This window comes from Polaribacter sp., assembly GCF_051251875.1.
GTDB lineage: Bacteria > Bacteroidota > Bacteroidia > Flavobacteriales > Flavobacteriaceae > Polaribacter.
On sequence record NZ_JBPOGL010000003.1, the window covers coordinates 155201 to 170566 of the forward strand.

General features: G+C 30.7%; 10 protein-coding genes. 4 read left to right on the forward strand and 6 right to left on the reverse strand.

The genetic code is table 11. The annotated features are described in order from the left end of the window. Positions 1–36 precede the first annotated feature (36 nt). A complete protein-coding gene (locus ACSHW5_RS02880) occupies positions 37–2364 on the forward strand; it encodes a CotH kinase family protein (protein ID WP_435674603.1) in 2328 nt (775 codons plus the stop codon). A 145-nt stretch (positions 2365–2509) separates the two neighbouring features. On the opposite strand, the gene ACSHW5_RS02885 is transcribed toward ACSHW5_RS02880, so the two are convergent. The 4 genes from ACSHW5_RS02885 to ACSHW5_RS02900 are packed head-to-tail and all read right to left on the reverse strand — an operon-like array spanning position 2510 to position 6506. Beyond that, a complete protein-coding gene (locus tag ACSHW5_RS02885) occupies positions 2510–3733 on the reverse strand; it encodes a murein hydrolase activator EnvC family protein (RefSeq protein WP_435674604.1) in 1224 nt (407 codons plus the stop codon). Continuing rightward, positions 3733–4506, reverse strand: a complete 774-nt coding sequence (locus ACSHW5_RS02890) for a DUF4292 domain-containing protein (RefSeq protein WP_435674605.1) — start codon at positions 4504–4506, stop codon at positions 3733–3735. Before ACSHW5_RS02890 ends, ACSHW5_RS02885 begins: the two co-directional genes overlap by 1 nt. Before the next feature lie 2 nt (positions 4507–4508). Next, a complete protein-coding gene (locus ACSHW5_RS02895) occupies positions 4509–5489 on the reverse strand; it encodes a tetratricopeptide repeat protein (protein WP_435674606.1) in 981 nt (326 codons plus the stop codon). Further along, positions 5490–6506: a sugar phosphate nucleotidyltransferase gene (locus ACSHW5_RS02900; protein WP_435674607.1), complete on the reverse strand. Its 1017-nt coding sequence runs from the start codon at positions 6504–6506 to the stop codon at positions 5490–5492. It abuts the gene before it with no gap. Positions 6507–6833: 327 nt separating this feature from the next. Here ACSHW5_RS02900 and ACSHW5_RS02905 point away from each other — a divergent pair, with 327 nt between their 5' ends. Together ACSHW5_RS02905 and ACSHW5_RS02910 are read left to right on the forward strand one after the other, a co-directional pair. Beyond that, positions 6834–10505, forward strand: a complete 3672-nt coding sequence (locus ACSHW5_RS02905) for a S8 family serine peptidase (protein WP_435674608.1) — start codon at positions 6834–6836, stop codon at positions 10503–10505. Positions 10506–10706: 201 nt separating this feature from the next. Further along, complete coding sequence (locus tag ACSHW5_RS02910; RefSeq protein ID WP_435674609.1) at positions 10707–12569, forward strand: ABC-F family ATP-binding cassette domain-containing protein; 1863 nt, start codon at positions 10707–10709, stop codon at positions 12567–12569. Between the two features lie 244 nt (positions 12570–12813). Here ACSHW5_RS02910 and ACSHW5_RS02915 read toward each other — a convergent pair whose 3' ends face one another. Both ACSHW5_RS02915 and ACSHW5_RS02920 read right to left on the reverse strand, forming a co-directional pair. After that, entirely contained in the window at positions 12814–13530 is a 717-nt protein-coding gene (locus ACSHW5_RS02915) for a 3'-5' exonuclease (RefSeq protein ID WP_435674610.1), read from the reverse strand. Between the two features lie 86 nt (positions 13531–13616). Beyond that, positions 13617–14423 carry a T9SS type A sorting domain-containing protein gene (locus tag ACSHW5_RS02920; protein WP_435674611.1) on the reverse strand — a complete coding sequence of 269 codons (807 nt, stop codon included), beginning with the start codon at positions 14421–14423 and terminating at the stop codon, positions 13617–13619. Positions 14424–14664: 241 nt separating this feature from the next. On the opposite strand from ACSHW5_RS02920, the gene ACSHW5_RS02925 reads away from it, so the two are divergent. After that, complete coding sequence (locus ACSHW5_RS02925; RefSeq protein ID WP_435674612.1) at positions 14665–15363, forward strand: response regulator transcription factor; 699 nt, start codon at positions 14665–14667, stop codon at positions 15361–15363. Positions 15364–15366: the final 3 nt, after the last annotated feature.

Consider the following 15366-nt stretch of genomic DNA (forward strand, 5'->3'; position numbering starts at 1 on the left):
AAGGCATCTAAAAAGTTAAATCTTAAATAAAAAAAAATGAAAAAAAAATTTACTCTTTTACTGTGGTTTTTAACCTTAACCATTTATTCTCAAGATTTTTACAACATAAATACCATTCAAACTATTGAAATAGTTTTTGCTGAAAGTAATTGGGATGAATTATTAGATGCTGAAAAAGAAGGTGATAATAACTATACAGAAGCACAATCTGTTACTATTAACGGAACCTTGTTTAATCAAGTTGGTGTAAAATATAAGGGCAATAGTACGTATAACTCAAGTCAAACAAAAAACCCATTTCACATAGAATTAGACACTTATATAGATCAAGACTATCAAGGTTACAAAGATATTAAGTTAGCAAATGTATTGTATGATCCTTCTTTTGTGAGAGAAACTATTGCTTACAATATTATAAACCAATATATGTATGCGCCAGAGGCAAACTACGCAAATGTATATGTAAATGGTACTTTAATGGGGTTGTACACAAATACAGAAGCCATTACTAAAACTTTTGTAAATAAGCATTTTAACTCTAAAAGTAATGCGTTTTTTAGCTGTAGTCCGCCTAACGGTGCAAGTCCTATTACTGCTAATTTGCCAAGTTTAGAATATTTAGGAACCGATATTAATAGTTATGAAGAAGGATATGAAATTAAATCTGATGATGATTCAGACCCAACAGTGGCAGTTGCACATTGGAATGATTTGATAGAGTTAACAGATGTTTTAAAGAATGATATTTCTAATATTGAAAATGTTATTAATGTAGACAGAGCAATTTGGATGCTGGCATTAAACAATGTTTTGGTAAATTTAGATAGCTATATTGGCAGGTATAAACAAAACTACTATTTGTATAAAGATGATAACAATCAATTTAATGCTGTTATTTGGGATTTAAACATGTCTTTCGGAACGTTTAGTCAGACTGGTGAAAGTCAAAATGGTGGTGGTCCTGGAGGTCCTCCAGGTGGTGGAAGTTTAAATACAACTATTCAAAAAGCAGAATTAGATCACTTATTACATATAAATGATGATGCATTTCCGTTAATTTCTAAATTGATGTCAATACCAAAATATAAAAAAATGTATTTGGCACATTACAAAACCATTTTAACAGAAAACATTAGCAATTCTCGCTACTTAACTTTAGCAAATGATTATCAAGCAATTATTGCTTCGGCAGTAACAGCAGATACCAATAAATTTTATACAGATGAGCAGTTTACCGGAAATATAGATACAGATTATACTTTTGGGTCTATAACTGCTTCAGGTTTAACAAACTTAATGTCTGCAAGAAATACGTATTTATTGTCTCAGACAGATTTTACAAATACACAGCCAACTATTAGCAATACAAATACTTCTGTTACAACGCCAATTATAGGAGAAACTATTAGCATTACAAGTACGGTAACAGATACAAATTCAGATGCAGTTTATTTAGGTTACAGAACAGATGAAACATTACCTTTTACTAAAGTGTTAATGTATGATGATGGTGCACATAATGACGGTGCTTCTGGAGATAATGTTTATGGTGTAGATGTGCTTGTTGATGCAAATTATATGCAATATTATATTTATGCAGAAAACGATAATATTGGCGCATTTTCGCCAGCAAGAGCAGAACATGAATTTTATACAATAGAAGCAACTTATGTAAAATTAACACCAGGAGATCTTGTAATTAATGAAATAATGGCTTCTAACGAAACAACGGTTACAGATCAAGATGGAGAATATGATGATTGGTTAGAGCTGTATAATAATAGTTCAGAAACGCTTAGTTTAGATAATTTGTATTTATCTGATGATCCAACAGATTTATTGGTGTGGCAATTTCCTACAGGATTAACAATAGCGCCAAATAGTTATTTAATAGTTTGGTGCGATAAAGATGATGATCAAACAGGATTACATGCCGATATTAAATTTTCAGCAGGCGGTGAAAGTGCTATTTTATCTTATGCAGATGGTACCATAATAGAAAACATCACCTTTGGAGAACAAACAGATGATATGGGGTATGCAAGAAACCCTAATGGAACCGGAGATTTTGTAATTCAAAATCCAACTTATGGTATAGATAATGAAACGGTACTTTCTACAAATGAGGTGAGTTTTAGCAATACTTTAAGCTTGTATCCAAATCCAACAGATAATAAAATCACTATAAAAAATACTGCTTACAGTATTAATTCTGTTGTGATTTATAATTTGCAAGGACAAAAATTAATAAAGAATAATTACACTGATAAAAATAATGTAGAAATTAATGTTTCTTCCTTAGCAAAAGGTGTATATATGGCGCTTATAAACAATAAAACAGTTTTAAAAATTGTTAGAAACTAAGCGTTAAAGTTGTTTCAGAGTTTCAAATTAAATTCCATAATTATTTTATTTTTAAAATGATTATGGAATTTTTTATGAAGTAAAAATATATGGTTACTTTATAATTTTAGAACAATTGTTTTTTCTGAATTTCAGTTAAAAGGAACTATCTTTTTAAAATCCAAGAAGAAGGATTTAAACGTTTGGTATTTTTAAAAAGCACAAAAATTAGTTTGGTTTTACCAGAAACTTTATCGGTAAATATTTTACCTATTTTTTGTCCGGTTACAACATTATCATCCTTTTTTACCAATATACTTTCTAAATTATTATAAGCAGTTATGTAATTACCATGTTGTACTAAAACATTTTTTCTGCCTTCAGAAGTTAATTGAATGGCCAACACTTTTCCGTTAAAAACACTTTCTGCAAACACACCTTTTTTGGTATTAATGTGTAGGCCGGTACTATTTACTGTAATTCCTTTTATGGTTGGATGTGCTTGTACACCAAATCTTCTAGTTACCAAACCTTCTTTTACAGGCCAAGGAAGTTTTCCTTTATTCAACTCAAATTTTGTTGCCAGAGCTTTTGCTTCCGGAGTTAAAATAAACTCATTCTTTTTGGTAGATTTTGGTTTTACTTTAACCTTTTTATTTGCTTTTGCAATAGCATCGCGTATAATTTTATCAATTTTTGCAGCAACATCTTTTTCTTGTGCTATTTTTTTTCTTAAGTCTCTTTTGTAGGAGTTTTCTTTCTTTTTAATAGCTGCAATTAAGAATTCTTTTCTTTTTTTATCTGTTTCAATTTTAGATTTCTCATTTTTTTCTGCTGAAAGTAACCTGTCTTTCGATTTTTTTTGAATTAACAAAGAGTCGTTTAATTTTTGTACAATACTAGTTTGTATACTTATTTCTTCTCCTTGTTTTTTTCTAAAAGCAGTATATTGTTTCATGTACTCTAAACGCTTATACGCTTGGTAAAAGTTCTGTGAAGACAATAAAAACATGGTTTTACTTTGCTGAGATTTGCTTTTGTATGATTTAAAAATCATATCTGCATAATCTTCTTTTAATTCAGATAATTTTTTATTTAAAGCTTTTATTTCTTTTTCGTTGCCATTTATTTCTTTAGACAATGCTTTTGCTTCTAAGTTTATCGTATAAATTAATTTGTTTCGAACTTCAATTTTCTGATTCAGATTATTTAAGTCTTCTAAAGCATTTTTTTCTTTCTTTTGCTCGTTAAAAAGCAAGCTATTTACTTGTTTAATTTCGTTTTGCAATTTAATACGTTCGGTTTCTAGCTGTTTTCTAGTTTGTCCTAAAACTGAAAAACCACTTAGTATAAAAGCTAAAATAGATATGTAAAATTGCGTTTTATTCATTATAAATTAATGCGTTTATAGGCTTTATTAGGAATTGAAAAAGAAGTATCTAGATTGGTGTTAAACTCCACAGATTTTAAGTAAAAATCTATTTGATTATTACTATTTAGTTGTTTTGCATTGATATTAATTTCTGATGGAAATAAGACCTTATCTACAATAGTATATGACGGATAAAAAACATCTAAACGTTTATTTTTTATAGAATTTACAATAGATTGAGAATCTAATTTAAAATGAGAAGGGTTTATGGCAAAGAAAATATCAAATAAATTTGCTTGTGTTTCTGGGGATAAAAGATAAGAGTTGTTTACAATAACAACTTCTTGTTTTTCTTCTTTTACATTTTGTAATGATTGACCTAAAAATAAGTTTTGAAGTTGATTAAAATTAATTTCTACACCCAACAATTTTGTGAGCATAGAAAAATCTCCTTCAAAATAATTTTTTGCATAAGGAGAATAATACTGTACAGAAGTAGGTGTAATTTTTGCCTTAAAAACACTTATTAGTTTGGTGCCTTTCAGCCAAATAACTTCGTCTTTTATGATTTTTAGGTTCACAGAAATACTTTGGTTTGTTTTTCCGTTATTAAAATTTACTTTAAACTTAGCGTCTATTGTTTTTTTATCAAAGTTAGCTGCAATGTGTTTTTTTGCTACTTTTTTGGCTGCCATTTCTTTGGCAACCACATTAGCATCTATGATGTTTTTAGAAGTTTTACAAGCGGTAAAAACAAGGGCAAAAACAAGAAGGTATTTTATAGATTTCATTGTTAATTTTTTATTTTTTCGGACTTTGCTCTGTATTTTTTTTCTTCATTTGTGTTTCCTAAACCATTATAAGCAATGGCCATTTCATTGTAAAAAGCGGCTTCCATTTTATCTTCATATACAAAATCGATACCATTTTGTAAACTCTCTAACGCTTTTTTATACTTTTTATGATTATTTAAAACTTTTCCTTTTGTTAAATAAAATAAAGGTTGTGCAGGAAAAAGAGCAATTCCTTCTTCAGCATATTTTAATAAAACAGTTGTGTTGTTTGCGTGTTTTTCTAAAATCTGTTCTAGAATTTTATACGATTTGTCACTCTTAAACTGTGCTATTAAATTTGTTGAGTCTTTTTGTTTTTCTTCAACAATACTATTTTCTTTTCTTTTTTCTAAGCGCTGTTTTAAATTTTTCAAATTTACGGATAAAGCGCCTTCATTCTCCAAAATAGTTAGTAAACTAACTGCTTTTTTATATTCTTTGTTATAGATATATAATTGCACTAAAAATGGTCTTTCTTTAGGGTCGCTTTCAACTAGTTTCTGCTGATTTAGAATGGCTTCTTTAAGGTTTTTTTCTTCAAAGTTTACTTGTACCAAATGTTTTAGCATCCATAAGTTTGTAGGCTCTTTTGCCAACGCACGATGTATGTATTCTTTTGCAAGTAAGGTGTTTTTTAGTAACAAGTAATTTTTAGAAAACTCGAAAAACACAGCAACATCATCAGGTAAAATTTGATTGCAATTTTCTAAGTTCTGAATGGCTTTGGTGTAGTTGCCAATTGCTTTTTCTGACAGCGCTTTAAAAAAAAATTGTTGAAAATTTAACTCTTTTTCCTCTGTTAAATCTTTTGCTGCAGGAATACTGTCTTGTGAGAACGTATGGATTGAAAAGAGAAAAAAGAAAATAGAGAATAGCGCATAGGTTTGAAAACCAAGTCTGCTTTTTTCTCTATTTTCTTTTTTCTTTCTTCTAAATTTCATCTAAATTAATTCTGTATAATCGCCAATACTTACAGAAGTGTATTTGCCATTATATTTTGCATGATTACCAATCATAGCATTGTCTAAGTCTGCATTAGATATTGCTACATTAGATTGAATTAATGAATTAACTATAGTAGCGTTTTCAACAGTGCTATTAGCGCCAATAGAAACATAAGGTCCAATTTTAGTGTTTTTAAGCACTACATTTTCTCCTATAAAACAAGGTTGAATTATTTCAGAATTCTCTAAAATAACATCTTTAGAAACTAAATTATTACCAGCCTCATGTTCAAAACCTAACACTTGTTTATTGGTGTCTACGGTTGGGTCCTTTTTACCGCAATCCATCCAGGCGTTTACAGTTCCAGGAATAAATTTTGCTCCTTGTTGTTTTAAAGATTCTAAAACGTTGGTTAATTGATATTCATTATTTTCTTTTAAATCATTATCTATTAAATATTGAATTTCTTCTAATAATTTATCTCCGCTTTTAAAATAATAAATTCCAATAATTGCTAAATCGGAAACAAAATCTTTTGGTTTTTCAATAAAATCGCTAATAAAACCATCTTTTAGTTTTACAACACCAAAAGCACTTGGATTTTCTACTTTGCTTACCCAAATTGCACCATCGGCATTTACATCTAAGGTAAAATCTGCCTTAAATAATGTATCTGCATAAGCTACCACGCAAGGACCACTTAATGATTCTTTAGCGCAATAAATAGCATGCGCAGTTCCTAATGCTTGTTCTTGTATATAAACAGAGCCTTTTGCGCCTAATTCTGCTGCAATTTTTAACAATTGTTCTTCAGTATTTGTAGGGAAACCTTTGGCTGTTGTACCTATTACAAATGCTATTTCATCAATTTTTTCATCAATAACAGAAGCAATATCTTCTACTAAGCGTTGTACAATTGGTTTGCCTGCAATTACAGTTAATGGTTTTGGTACAGTTAACGTGTGAGGTCTTAAACGAGACCCAATTCCGGCCATTGGAACTATTATTTTCATACTTTTTTTTATCAATTATTGGGCGCAATATACCACTAATTAGGAAATGTAAAAAGTGAGAGTTAAGTTTTACTTTGATTGTTTTATTTATATAAATTGTATGGTTTCTGTTGGAGTTTTGTGTCCTTATTTTTTCTTAAATTTGATAATTGCGGTATTGATAATTAATTTGTATGTTTGTGTGGTATTATTTAAAATTTTATGTCATTTTAACATAAAAATTTAGTATTATATAATCATGTTTTATGAATCTTCTATTTCTTTGAAGAGTTGCTTTAAAGCATTACAAATGATTTCAATGAATCACTAACCAAAAATCAACCAAAAATGAAAAACAAGTACTTCAGTAGACTTCTTATTTTAGGAGTTTTTATGACTTTCGGATTAAGCATACAAGCGCAAAAGAAAGTTGAGTTAGAAAAAATTAAAGGCAAGTATAATCAGGAAAAACTGAGTGTTTTAAAAAAGACTTTTAAGCAAAAAGCATCTTTAGAAAAGCAAAATGCCATTTCTATAGCAAATGCGAAAGGTTGGCAAACAAAATTTACAAATTCCAAAGGTGAACTTTTAGAAATACAAAGAGTTGTAGATGGAAAACCAATCTATTACACAACTTTTAATGTTGATGCAGCAACATCTACTAGAACAGATCATTTGAATGCTGGTGGTTCGTTAGGGTTAAATCTAATGGGACAAAATATGACTGCTCACGTTTGGGATGGAGGACTTGCAAGGGCTTCTCATCAAGAATATGATGGTGCAGGTGGTACAAATAGATTTTCCATAGGAGATGGAACAACAACACTACATTATCATTCTGCACACGTAACAGGTACAATTATTGCATCTGGTGTAGATGCAAATGCAAAAGGAATGGCGCCGCATGCAAGTGCTGTTGGTTATGACTGGAATAGCGATACATCTGAAGCTACAGGGGCAGCGTCTAACGGAATGTTAATTTCTAATCATTCTTATGGTTTTCGTGCCAGTCAATTGCCAGATTATTATTTTGGAGGTTATATAACAGATTCTAGAGATTGGGATGAAATTATGTTTAATGCGCCTAATTATTTAATGGTGGTGGCTGCCGGAAATGATGGAAATGATAATTCTTCAAACGGATCTCCTTTAGGTGGAAATTCTTCTTATGATAAATTATCTGGTCATGCTACTGCAAAAAATAATATGGTGGTTGCAAATGCAAATGATGCCAATATTGATACCAACGGAAATTTACTTTCTGTAAGTATCAATTCTTCTAGTAGCGAAGGTCCTACAGATGATTATCGTATAAAACCAGATATTACTGGAAACGGAACAGCAGTTTACTCAACCTATGAATCTAGTAATACAGACTACAATAGTATTACAGGAACTTCAATGGCATCGCCAAACGTTGCAGGAACTTTATTAATATTACAACAACATGCAAATGATGTAAGAGGTTCTTTTATAAAAGCTTCTACTTTAAAAGGAATTGCTTTACATACCGCAGATGATGCTGGTGCTACAGGTCCGGATGCAGTTTATGGTTGGGGATTGTTGAATGCAAAAAGAGCTGCGCAAGCAATTACACAAAATGGAAATGAATCAAAAGTAGAAGAATTAACATTAACCAACGGACAAACCTATCAAATAACCGTAGATTCTGACGGAATTAATGATTTAATGGCTTCTATTTCTTGGACAGATAGAGCTGGAGTAGCTTCTACCGCTACAAATTCTAGCTCACCTGTTTTAGTAAACGATTTAGATATTAGAGTTTCAAAAAACGGAACAACCTATACACCTTGGAAATTAACAGGTGTAGCTACCAACGGTAAGGGAGATAATAATGTAGATCCTTATGAAAGAGTTGATGTTGCAAATGCTTCTGGAACTTACACAATTTCCGTAACTAATAAAGGTTCTTTAACTGGCGGGAGTCAAAATTATTCATTAATTATAACTGGTTTAACGGGAACGCCTGTGGTTTGTAACGCAACCACTCCTGATAATTTAACTATTGATGGTTTTGGATCTTCAACAGCAACCGTTTCTTGGGATGCAGTTCCAGGAAGTTCTTATGATTTTAGATACCGTCAATCAGGAACAACTACTTGGACAACTTCTACAGTTGCCGGAACATCAACTTCTTTAGCTGGTTTAAACTCAGAAACTACATACGAAGTTCAAGTAAGAAGTACATGTCCAGACAACGCTACATCAGCATATAGTGCATCCGTAAGTTTTACAACAAGCGAAATTCAATTAAACTATTGTAGTTCTAATGGAAACAGTGTGGTTGATGAATATATTAGTAAAGTTGTTTTAGGAAGTATTAACAATACAACAGGTGCAGCTTCTAGTGGATATGCAGATTATACTTCGCAATCTACAGTTTTAACCAAAGGAACTTCTGCTACCATAACAATAACTCCAACCTGGACAGGCACTTTATATAACGAAGGGTATGCGGTGTTTATTGATTACAATAAAGATGGAGATTTTACAGACAATGGAGAAACCATTTGGTCAAAGTCTGCCTCTACAACCACTCCAGTAAGTGGTGCTTTTACTATACCAACTTCTGCAATAACAGGAGCAACTAGAATGCGAGTTGTTATGCAATACAATGCAATACCAAGTTCTTGTGGAAGTTATAATTATGGAGAAACAGAAGATTATACTGTAAATATTACAGACGGAGTTGCAGATACAACAGCGCCAATAATTACACTAACAGGAGCATCAACCATAAATGTAACACAAGGAGATGCTTACAATGAGTTAGGAGCAACAGCAACAGATAATGTAGATGGAAATTTAACAGCTAATATTGTTATTGGTGGCGATACTGTTGATACAAATACAGTAAATACCTATGTTGTAACCTATAACGTAAGTGATGCTGCGGGAAATGCAGCTACAGAAGTTTCAAGAACTGTACATGTAAATGCGCCAGCTGCAGATACACAAGCACCAACAATACCAACAAATTTAACGGTATCAAATATTACAGAAACAACGGCTAGTTTATCTTGGTCTGCATCTTCAGACAATGTTGGTGTAACAGCTTATGAAATTTTTAGTAGCGGTACAAGTATAGGAAGTGTAAGTTCTACAAGCGCAAATCTTACGGGTTTAACTGCTGCTACAAGTTATTCATACACCGTAAATGCAAAAGATGCAGCTGGTAATGTATCGGCACAAAGTACTAGTGTAACTTTTACAACTCTTGATGGATCAACAGGTTCTACAACAGTATTACATGAAGGATTCTTTGAATCTGGTTGGGATGGTTGGTCTGATGGAGGATCTGATTGTTATAGGTATTCTGGTTCACGTTCTTTTGAAGGTAATAGGTCTATTCGTTTAAGAGATAACTCTGGTACTGGTTCTGCAATGACATCATCTAGTTTTAATTTAACAAGTTTTAATTCTGTTGAGGTAACTTTCTATTTCTATGCTAGATCAATGGAAAACGGTGAAGATTTTTGGTTGCGTTTTTATAACGGATCTTCTTGGTCTACAGTTGCAGCGTGGGCAAGAGGAACATCATTTAACAATAATACTTTTTATTCGGCAACCGTTACTTTAAATGGTACAGATGTTAATTTTGCTTCCAATTCTGCATTCAGATTCCAAAATGATGCATCAAAAAATGATGATCATATTTACATAGACCAAGTTACAATTACAGGTATTATTGGTAATGGAGGAAGTTCTATAAATTCTGTAAATGAAGTGAATAGCTATTATACAACAGAATCAGCATCTAATAAAGAGTTTGGAGATAATCTGCTATATCCAAATCCTACTTCTGCTATTTTAAACATTAACACAAGTTTTGGCGCAATTAAATCCAACTATAGAATTACAAATCTATTAGGTCAGTTAATTACATCCGGAACAATTAAAAACAATACTATTGATATTAGCACTTTGAAAAAAGGAATTTATTTGATAGAATTAACAGACGAAGAAGAAACTTTTATACAAAAGTTTATAAAACAATAAGAAAGGATACATTTGTAATTACTTTTATAAAACCTCAGGCCTAGCTTGAGGTTTTTGTTTTTGATGAAGGTTTTTAGCCCTTAAAAAAGGAGCTTTCTTCTTTAAATTTAGGGAAAAGAAAATTCCAAAAGTTAATAGATTCTAAAAAACCAAGTTAACGCTTGGGTTTTTTGTTTCTTTGCAAAAATAAATTTTATTTCTGTGAACTATTTATCCGTTGAAAATATCTCTAAATCTTATGGAGAACGTATCTTATTTGAAGACATCTCTTTTGGAATTAACAAGGACCAAAAAGTTGCTTTTGTTGCTAAAAATGGAAGTGGAAAAACATCCATCTTAAATATTATTGCAGGTTTAGATGTTCCAGATTCTGGGCAAGTGGTCTCTAGAAATGGAATCTCTATTGCCTATTTGGCTCAAAAAGATGAGATAAATCCAGATTTAACTATTGAAGAAACCATCTTTGCTACAGATAATAAAATACTTTCAATAGTAAATAGATATGAGAAAGCGCTTAAAAACTTAGATGATACAGACGCTTATCAAGCTGCTTTTGAGCAAATGGAGCAATACAATGCTTGGGATTTTGAAACACAATACAGACAAATTTTATCTAAATTAAAATTAGAAGACCTAACATTAAAAGTAGGAAGTCTTTCTGGTGGACAAAAAAAACGTCTTTCTTTAGCCATTGTACTTATTAACAAACCAGATTTTTTAATTTTAGATGAGCCTACAAATCATTTAGATTTAGAAATGATAGAGTGGTTAGAAGCTTTCTTTGCAAAAGAAAAAATTACCCTTTTTATGGTAACGCATGATCGTTATTTTTTAGAACGAGTTTGTAATGAGATTTTAGAATTAGACGAGGGTAAAATATATAAATACAAAGGTAATTATTCTTATTATTTACAGAATAAGGAAGAACGTTTGGCATTAGAAGCTACCAATTTAGGAAAAGCAAAAAGTTTATTTAAAAAAGAATTAGAATGGATGCGAAAGCAACCAAAGGCAAGAACAACAAAGTCTAAATCTAGAACAGATGATTTTTATCAAATTAAAGAAAAAGCACATCAACGTAGAAAAGACCACCAAGTTCAGTTAGAAATTAATATGGAACGTTTAGGAAGTAAAATTCTAGAACTTCATAAAGTCTCTAAGTCTTTTGGTGATAAGAAGATTTTAGATGGATTTGATTATGTTTTTAAACGTGGAGAACGCATTGGTATTATAGGTAAAAATGGAACCGGAAAATCATCATTTTTAAATGTTATTACAGAAACGGCACCCGTAGATTCTGGTAAAGTTATTTTGGGTGAAACTGTAAAATACGGTTATTATACACAAGCAGGAATTGAAATAAAAGAAGGACAAAAAGTAATTGAAGTTGTTAAAGAGTTTGGAGAATTTATTCCATTAACCAAAGGCAGAAAAATATCTGCTTCGCAATTGTTAGAGCGCTTTTTGTTTGATAAAAAGAAACAATATGATTTTGTTGAAAAACTCTCTGGTGGAGAACAAAAGCGTTTGTATTTATGTGCTGTTTTAATCCAAAATCCTAATTTTTTAATTTTAGATGAACCTACCAACGATTTAGATGTTGTTACGTTAAATGTCTTAGAAGAATTCTTGTTAGATTTTCCTGGTAACCTTTTGGTGGTTTCTCACGACCGATATTTTATGGATAAAATTGTAGATGCACTTTTTGTATTTAGAGGAGAAGGTGTTGTAGAGAATTTTCCTGGAAATTACTCAGATTTTAGAGCCTATGATGATGGTACTGCTTTAGTAGAAGACACTGAAAAACCTGTAGAAAATAAGAAGGAAGAGAAAAAAACAACAAAAAACGCACTAAGTTTTAACGAAAAACGTGAGTTTGGTACTTTGGAAGCTGATATAGAAAGACTTCAAAAAAGAAAATCAGCTATTGAAACTCAGTTTTTAAATGTTGAAATACCAGAAGAAGATATTGCAAAAAAATCTGAAGAACTACAAGAAACTATTACAAATTTAGAGCAAAAAGAAGAGCGCTGGTTAGAGCTTTCTATGAAATTAGAAGGCTAGTAATTTACCGCAAAAACGCAAAGTTTTTTTCGCAAAGTTCGCAGAGATTGACAGAGAAAACTTCAAAAAATATTAGCGTAAAACAAACAATATTCACCTGCAAGGTCTTTTTCTTGACCTTGTAGGTATTATACCAAATAACTACCTATAAATAAAATACCTATAAGTTTTTTTTACCTTCAGAAAAGAACTTCTTATTTTCTTTATGTGCTTCTGAATTTCTCTTTAAATCTTCGTAAAACAGTTAAACCCTAATAATATCTTCATCTTTTAATAAATGTTGATTGTTAAAACGTAACAAGATCTGAGCTACTGCAATGGTGTCTTTTTCGCAATAGGTAACAATTCTTTCTAGGTTTTTTTCTTCGTAGTATACTTTGGCAACCTCACTTCCGTCAATGTCATCTTTAGGTGAAGGAATACCTAAAATAGCCGTTAAAAGTTTTAAAGAAGTATAATGTTTATAATCTCCAAATTTCCATAATTCTAAGGTATCTAAATGCGGAACTTCCCAAGGTTTTTTGCCTAATAAATTTAATTTTTTAGGCAAATCTATTTGATGCACAATCATTCTTCTGGCAATAAACGGAAAATCAAATTCTTTTCCATTATGCGCACATAAAACATTACTTTTCTTGGCAAAATGTTTGTCTAATAAAACTTTAAAATCAGTTAAAAGTGTATGTTCATCATCACCAAAAAAAGAAGTAATGCGGAATTGCTTTTTATTTTCAACATCAATAAAATATCCCACAGAAATACAGATTATTTTACCAAACTCTGCCCAAATTCCGGCTCGTTCATAAAATTCTTCAACAGTAAACTCATCTTTACGTTGGTATTGAGTTTTCTTTTTATAAAGCTCTTGCGTTTCTTTAGAAAGTAGTTTCCAATTTTCTGCTTGTGGTACTGTTTCTATATCTAAAAAAAGAACATCATTTATTTTGATAGATAAATTCATAACAATTCGTTTTTTTACTAAAGATAATAAAAATAAAAAAGCTCCGAAAATTTCGAAGCTTTAGCATTTAAAAATATAATTGAAATTTATCTGATCACTATTTTTTTAGTGGCTGTTTTAGTATCCTCAGTAACCTTTACAATATAAATTCCTGAAGTAAAAGTAGCAACATCTATATCTTTCTTTTCACCAGAAAAGTTAGCTGCAAATACTTTTTTTCCTAATAAATTATAAATGGCCACACTTTTTTCTTTGGTTGAAGAACTTTTTATAGTAAAACTATTGTTTGTAATAGGGTTAGGATAGGTAGTAAAACCTTCTATAGTATTTTTTTCAACTGAAGCAGTTGCATTTTTTATAAAAGATAAATCATCCCAATAAGTTAATGAGTTTGTATAAGATCTAACTTCATAATAAAAAGCGTCAACACCTGCTGGGGCAGTAACTGTAACTTCATGTTTAGACCAAACACCTCCGTTATTACTTAAATAACCATTTTCTGGCCCTCTTAAAGGATCTTCTGTAGCATTTTGTGAAGTACCAACATGATAAACAGAAGTAATACCATTTTTCCAAGTACACCAAATTCTAGCATCTTCTTCATCACCAGCTGTAACTTTATACCAAAAACTAATAGTATAACTAGCGCCAGGAGTTATTCCATCAATTGTTTGACTTAACTTTTTAGTTGAAGAACCAGCATTTCTAAACGCTGAGAAAGAACCTCCATGAGCCTCAGTAGATTTTGTTAATGATTCTGATTTTGTCCAACTTGTAGGAGACGTGTCATTATCCCAATTCTCTAAATCTCCGTTTAGAAGCATTTCTTGCGCAAAAGTGAAAGAGCAGATAGAGAAAGTTAAGAAAAAACTTAAAATGTAATTTTTTTTCATATTAGATATTTTTTACGGTTTGTATTGTAAATATAACCATTTTTTGAAAGAGCATTATAGGGTGTTTAGATTAATTAATTGTTAACATTAATTAAAAAAGATAGTTCTGTAGTTAATTAATCACCTGTTATTTAATGCTTTAGATTGTTGTTTTAAGGAGTAAAAATGAATATTCTGTTATGCATTTGTAATTCTTACTATAATATTGATTATTTTTGATGTTCATAGTTTTAATAAATTTATGGATAAAAGTGAAATTAAAATTTTATTGGTTGATGATGAACCAGACATTTTAGAAATTGTAGGTTACAATTTAAAAAGTGAAGGATATCAAGTATTTACTGCAAGTAATGGGCAACAAGCTATAAAGTCTGCTAAAAAACATGTTCCACATTTAATTTTATTAGATATTATGATGCCAGAAATGGACGGCATAGAAGCTTGTGAAAAAATTAGAAAGATAAAATCATTAGAAAATGTATTGATTTCATTTTTAACCGCTAGAGGTGAAGATTATTCTCAAGTTGCAGGTTTTGAGGCAGGTGCAGATGATTATATAACAAAACCCATAAAACCAAAAGTTTTAGTAAGCAAAGTAAAATCTTTATTACGCAGACTAAAAACTGAAAAAGAAGATGAAGAAGTTTTTAAAATTGGTGACATTGTTATAGACAGAGATGAATATGTTGTTTATAAAGCAGGGTTAAAAATAGCGCTTCCAAGAAAAGAATTCGAATTGTTTTCTTTGTTAACTTCTAAACCTGGTAAAGTGTTTAAAAGAGAAGCAATCTTAGATTCTGTTTGGGGAAATGAAGTTGTAGTAGGCGGAAGAACTATTGATGTTCATATTAGAAAATTACGCGAAAAAATTGGCGACGACCATTTTAAAACAGTTAAAGGGGTTGGCTATAAATTTGTGTTAGAAGGATCAGATAAATAAATT

Excerpts from the sequence above, each read along its gene's own strand:
- ACSHW5_RS02880 (WP_435674603.1), top strand. The coding sequence starts at position 37 with ATGAAAAAAAAATTTACTCTTTTACTGTGGTTTTTAACCTTAACCATT.
- ACSHW5_RS02885 (WP_435674604.1), bottom strand. The coding sequence starts at position 3,733 with ATGAATAAAACGCAATTTTACATATCTATTTTAGCTTTTATACTAAGT.
- ACSHW5_RS02890 (WP_435674605.1), bottom strand. The coding sequence starts at position 4,506 with ATGAAATCTATAAAATACCTTCTTGTTTTTGCCCTTGTTTTTACCGCT.
- ACSHW5_RS02895 (WP_435674606.1), bottom strand. The coding sequence starts at position 5,489 with ATGAAATTTAGAAGAAAGAAAAAAGAAAATAGAGAAAAAAGCAGACTT.
- ACSHW5_RS02900 (WP_435674607.1), bottom strand. The coding sequence starts at position 6,506 with ATGAAAATAATAGTTCCAATGGCCGGAATTGGGTCTCGTTTAAGACCT.
- ACSHW5_RS02905 (WP_435674608.1), top strand. The coding sequence starts at position 6,834 with ATGAAAAACAAGTACTTCAGTAGACTTCTTATTTTAGGAGTTTTTATG.
- ACSHW5_RS02915 (WP_435674610.1), bottom strand. The coding sequence starts at position 13,530 with ATGAATTTATCTATCAAAATAAATGATGTTCTTTTTTTAGATATAGAA.
- ACSHW5_RS02920 (WP_435674611.1), bottom strand. The coding sequence starts at position 14,423 with ATGAAAAAAAATTACATTTTAAGTTTTTTCTTAACTTTCTCTATCTGC.
- ACSHW5_RS02925 (WP_435674612.1), top strand. The coding sequence starts at position 14,665 with ATGGATAAAAGTGAAATTAAAATTTTATTGGTTGATGATGAACCAGAC.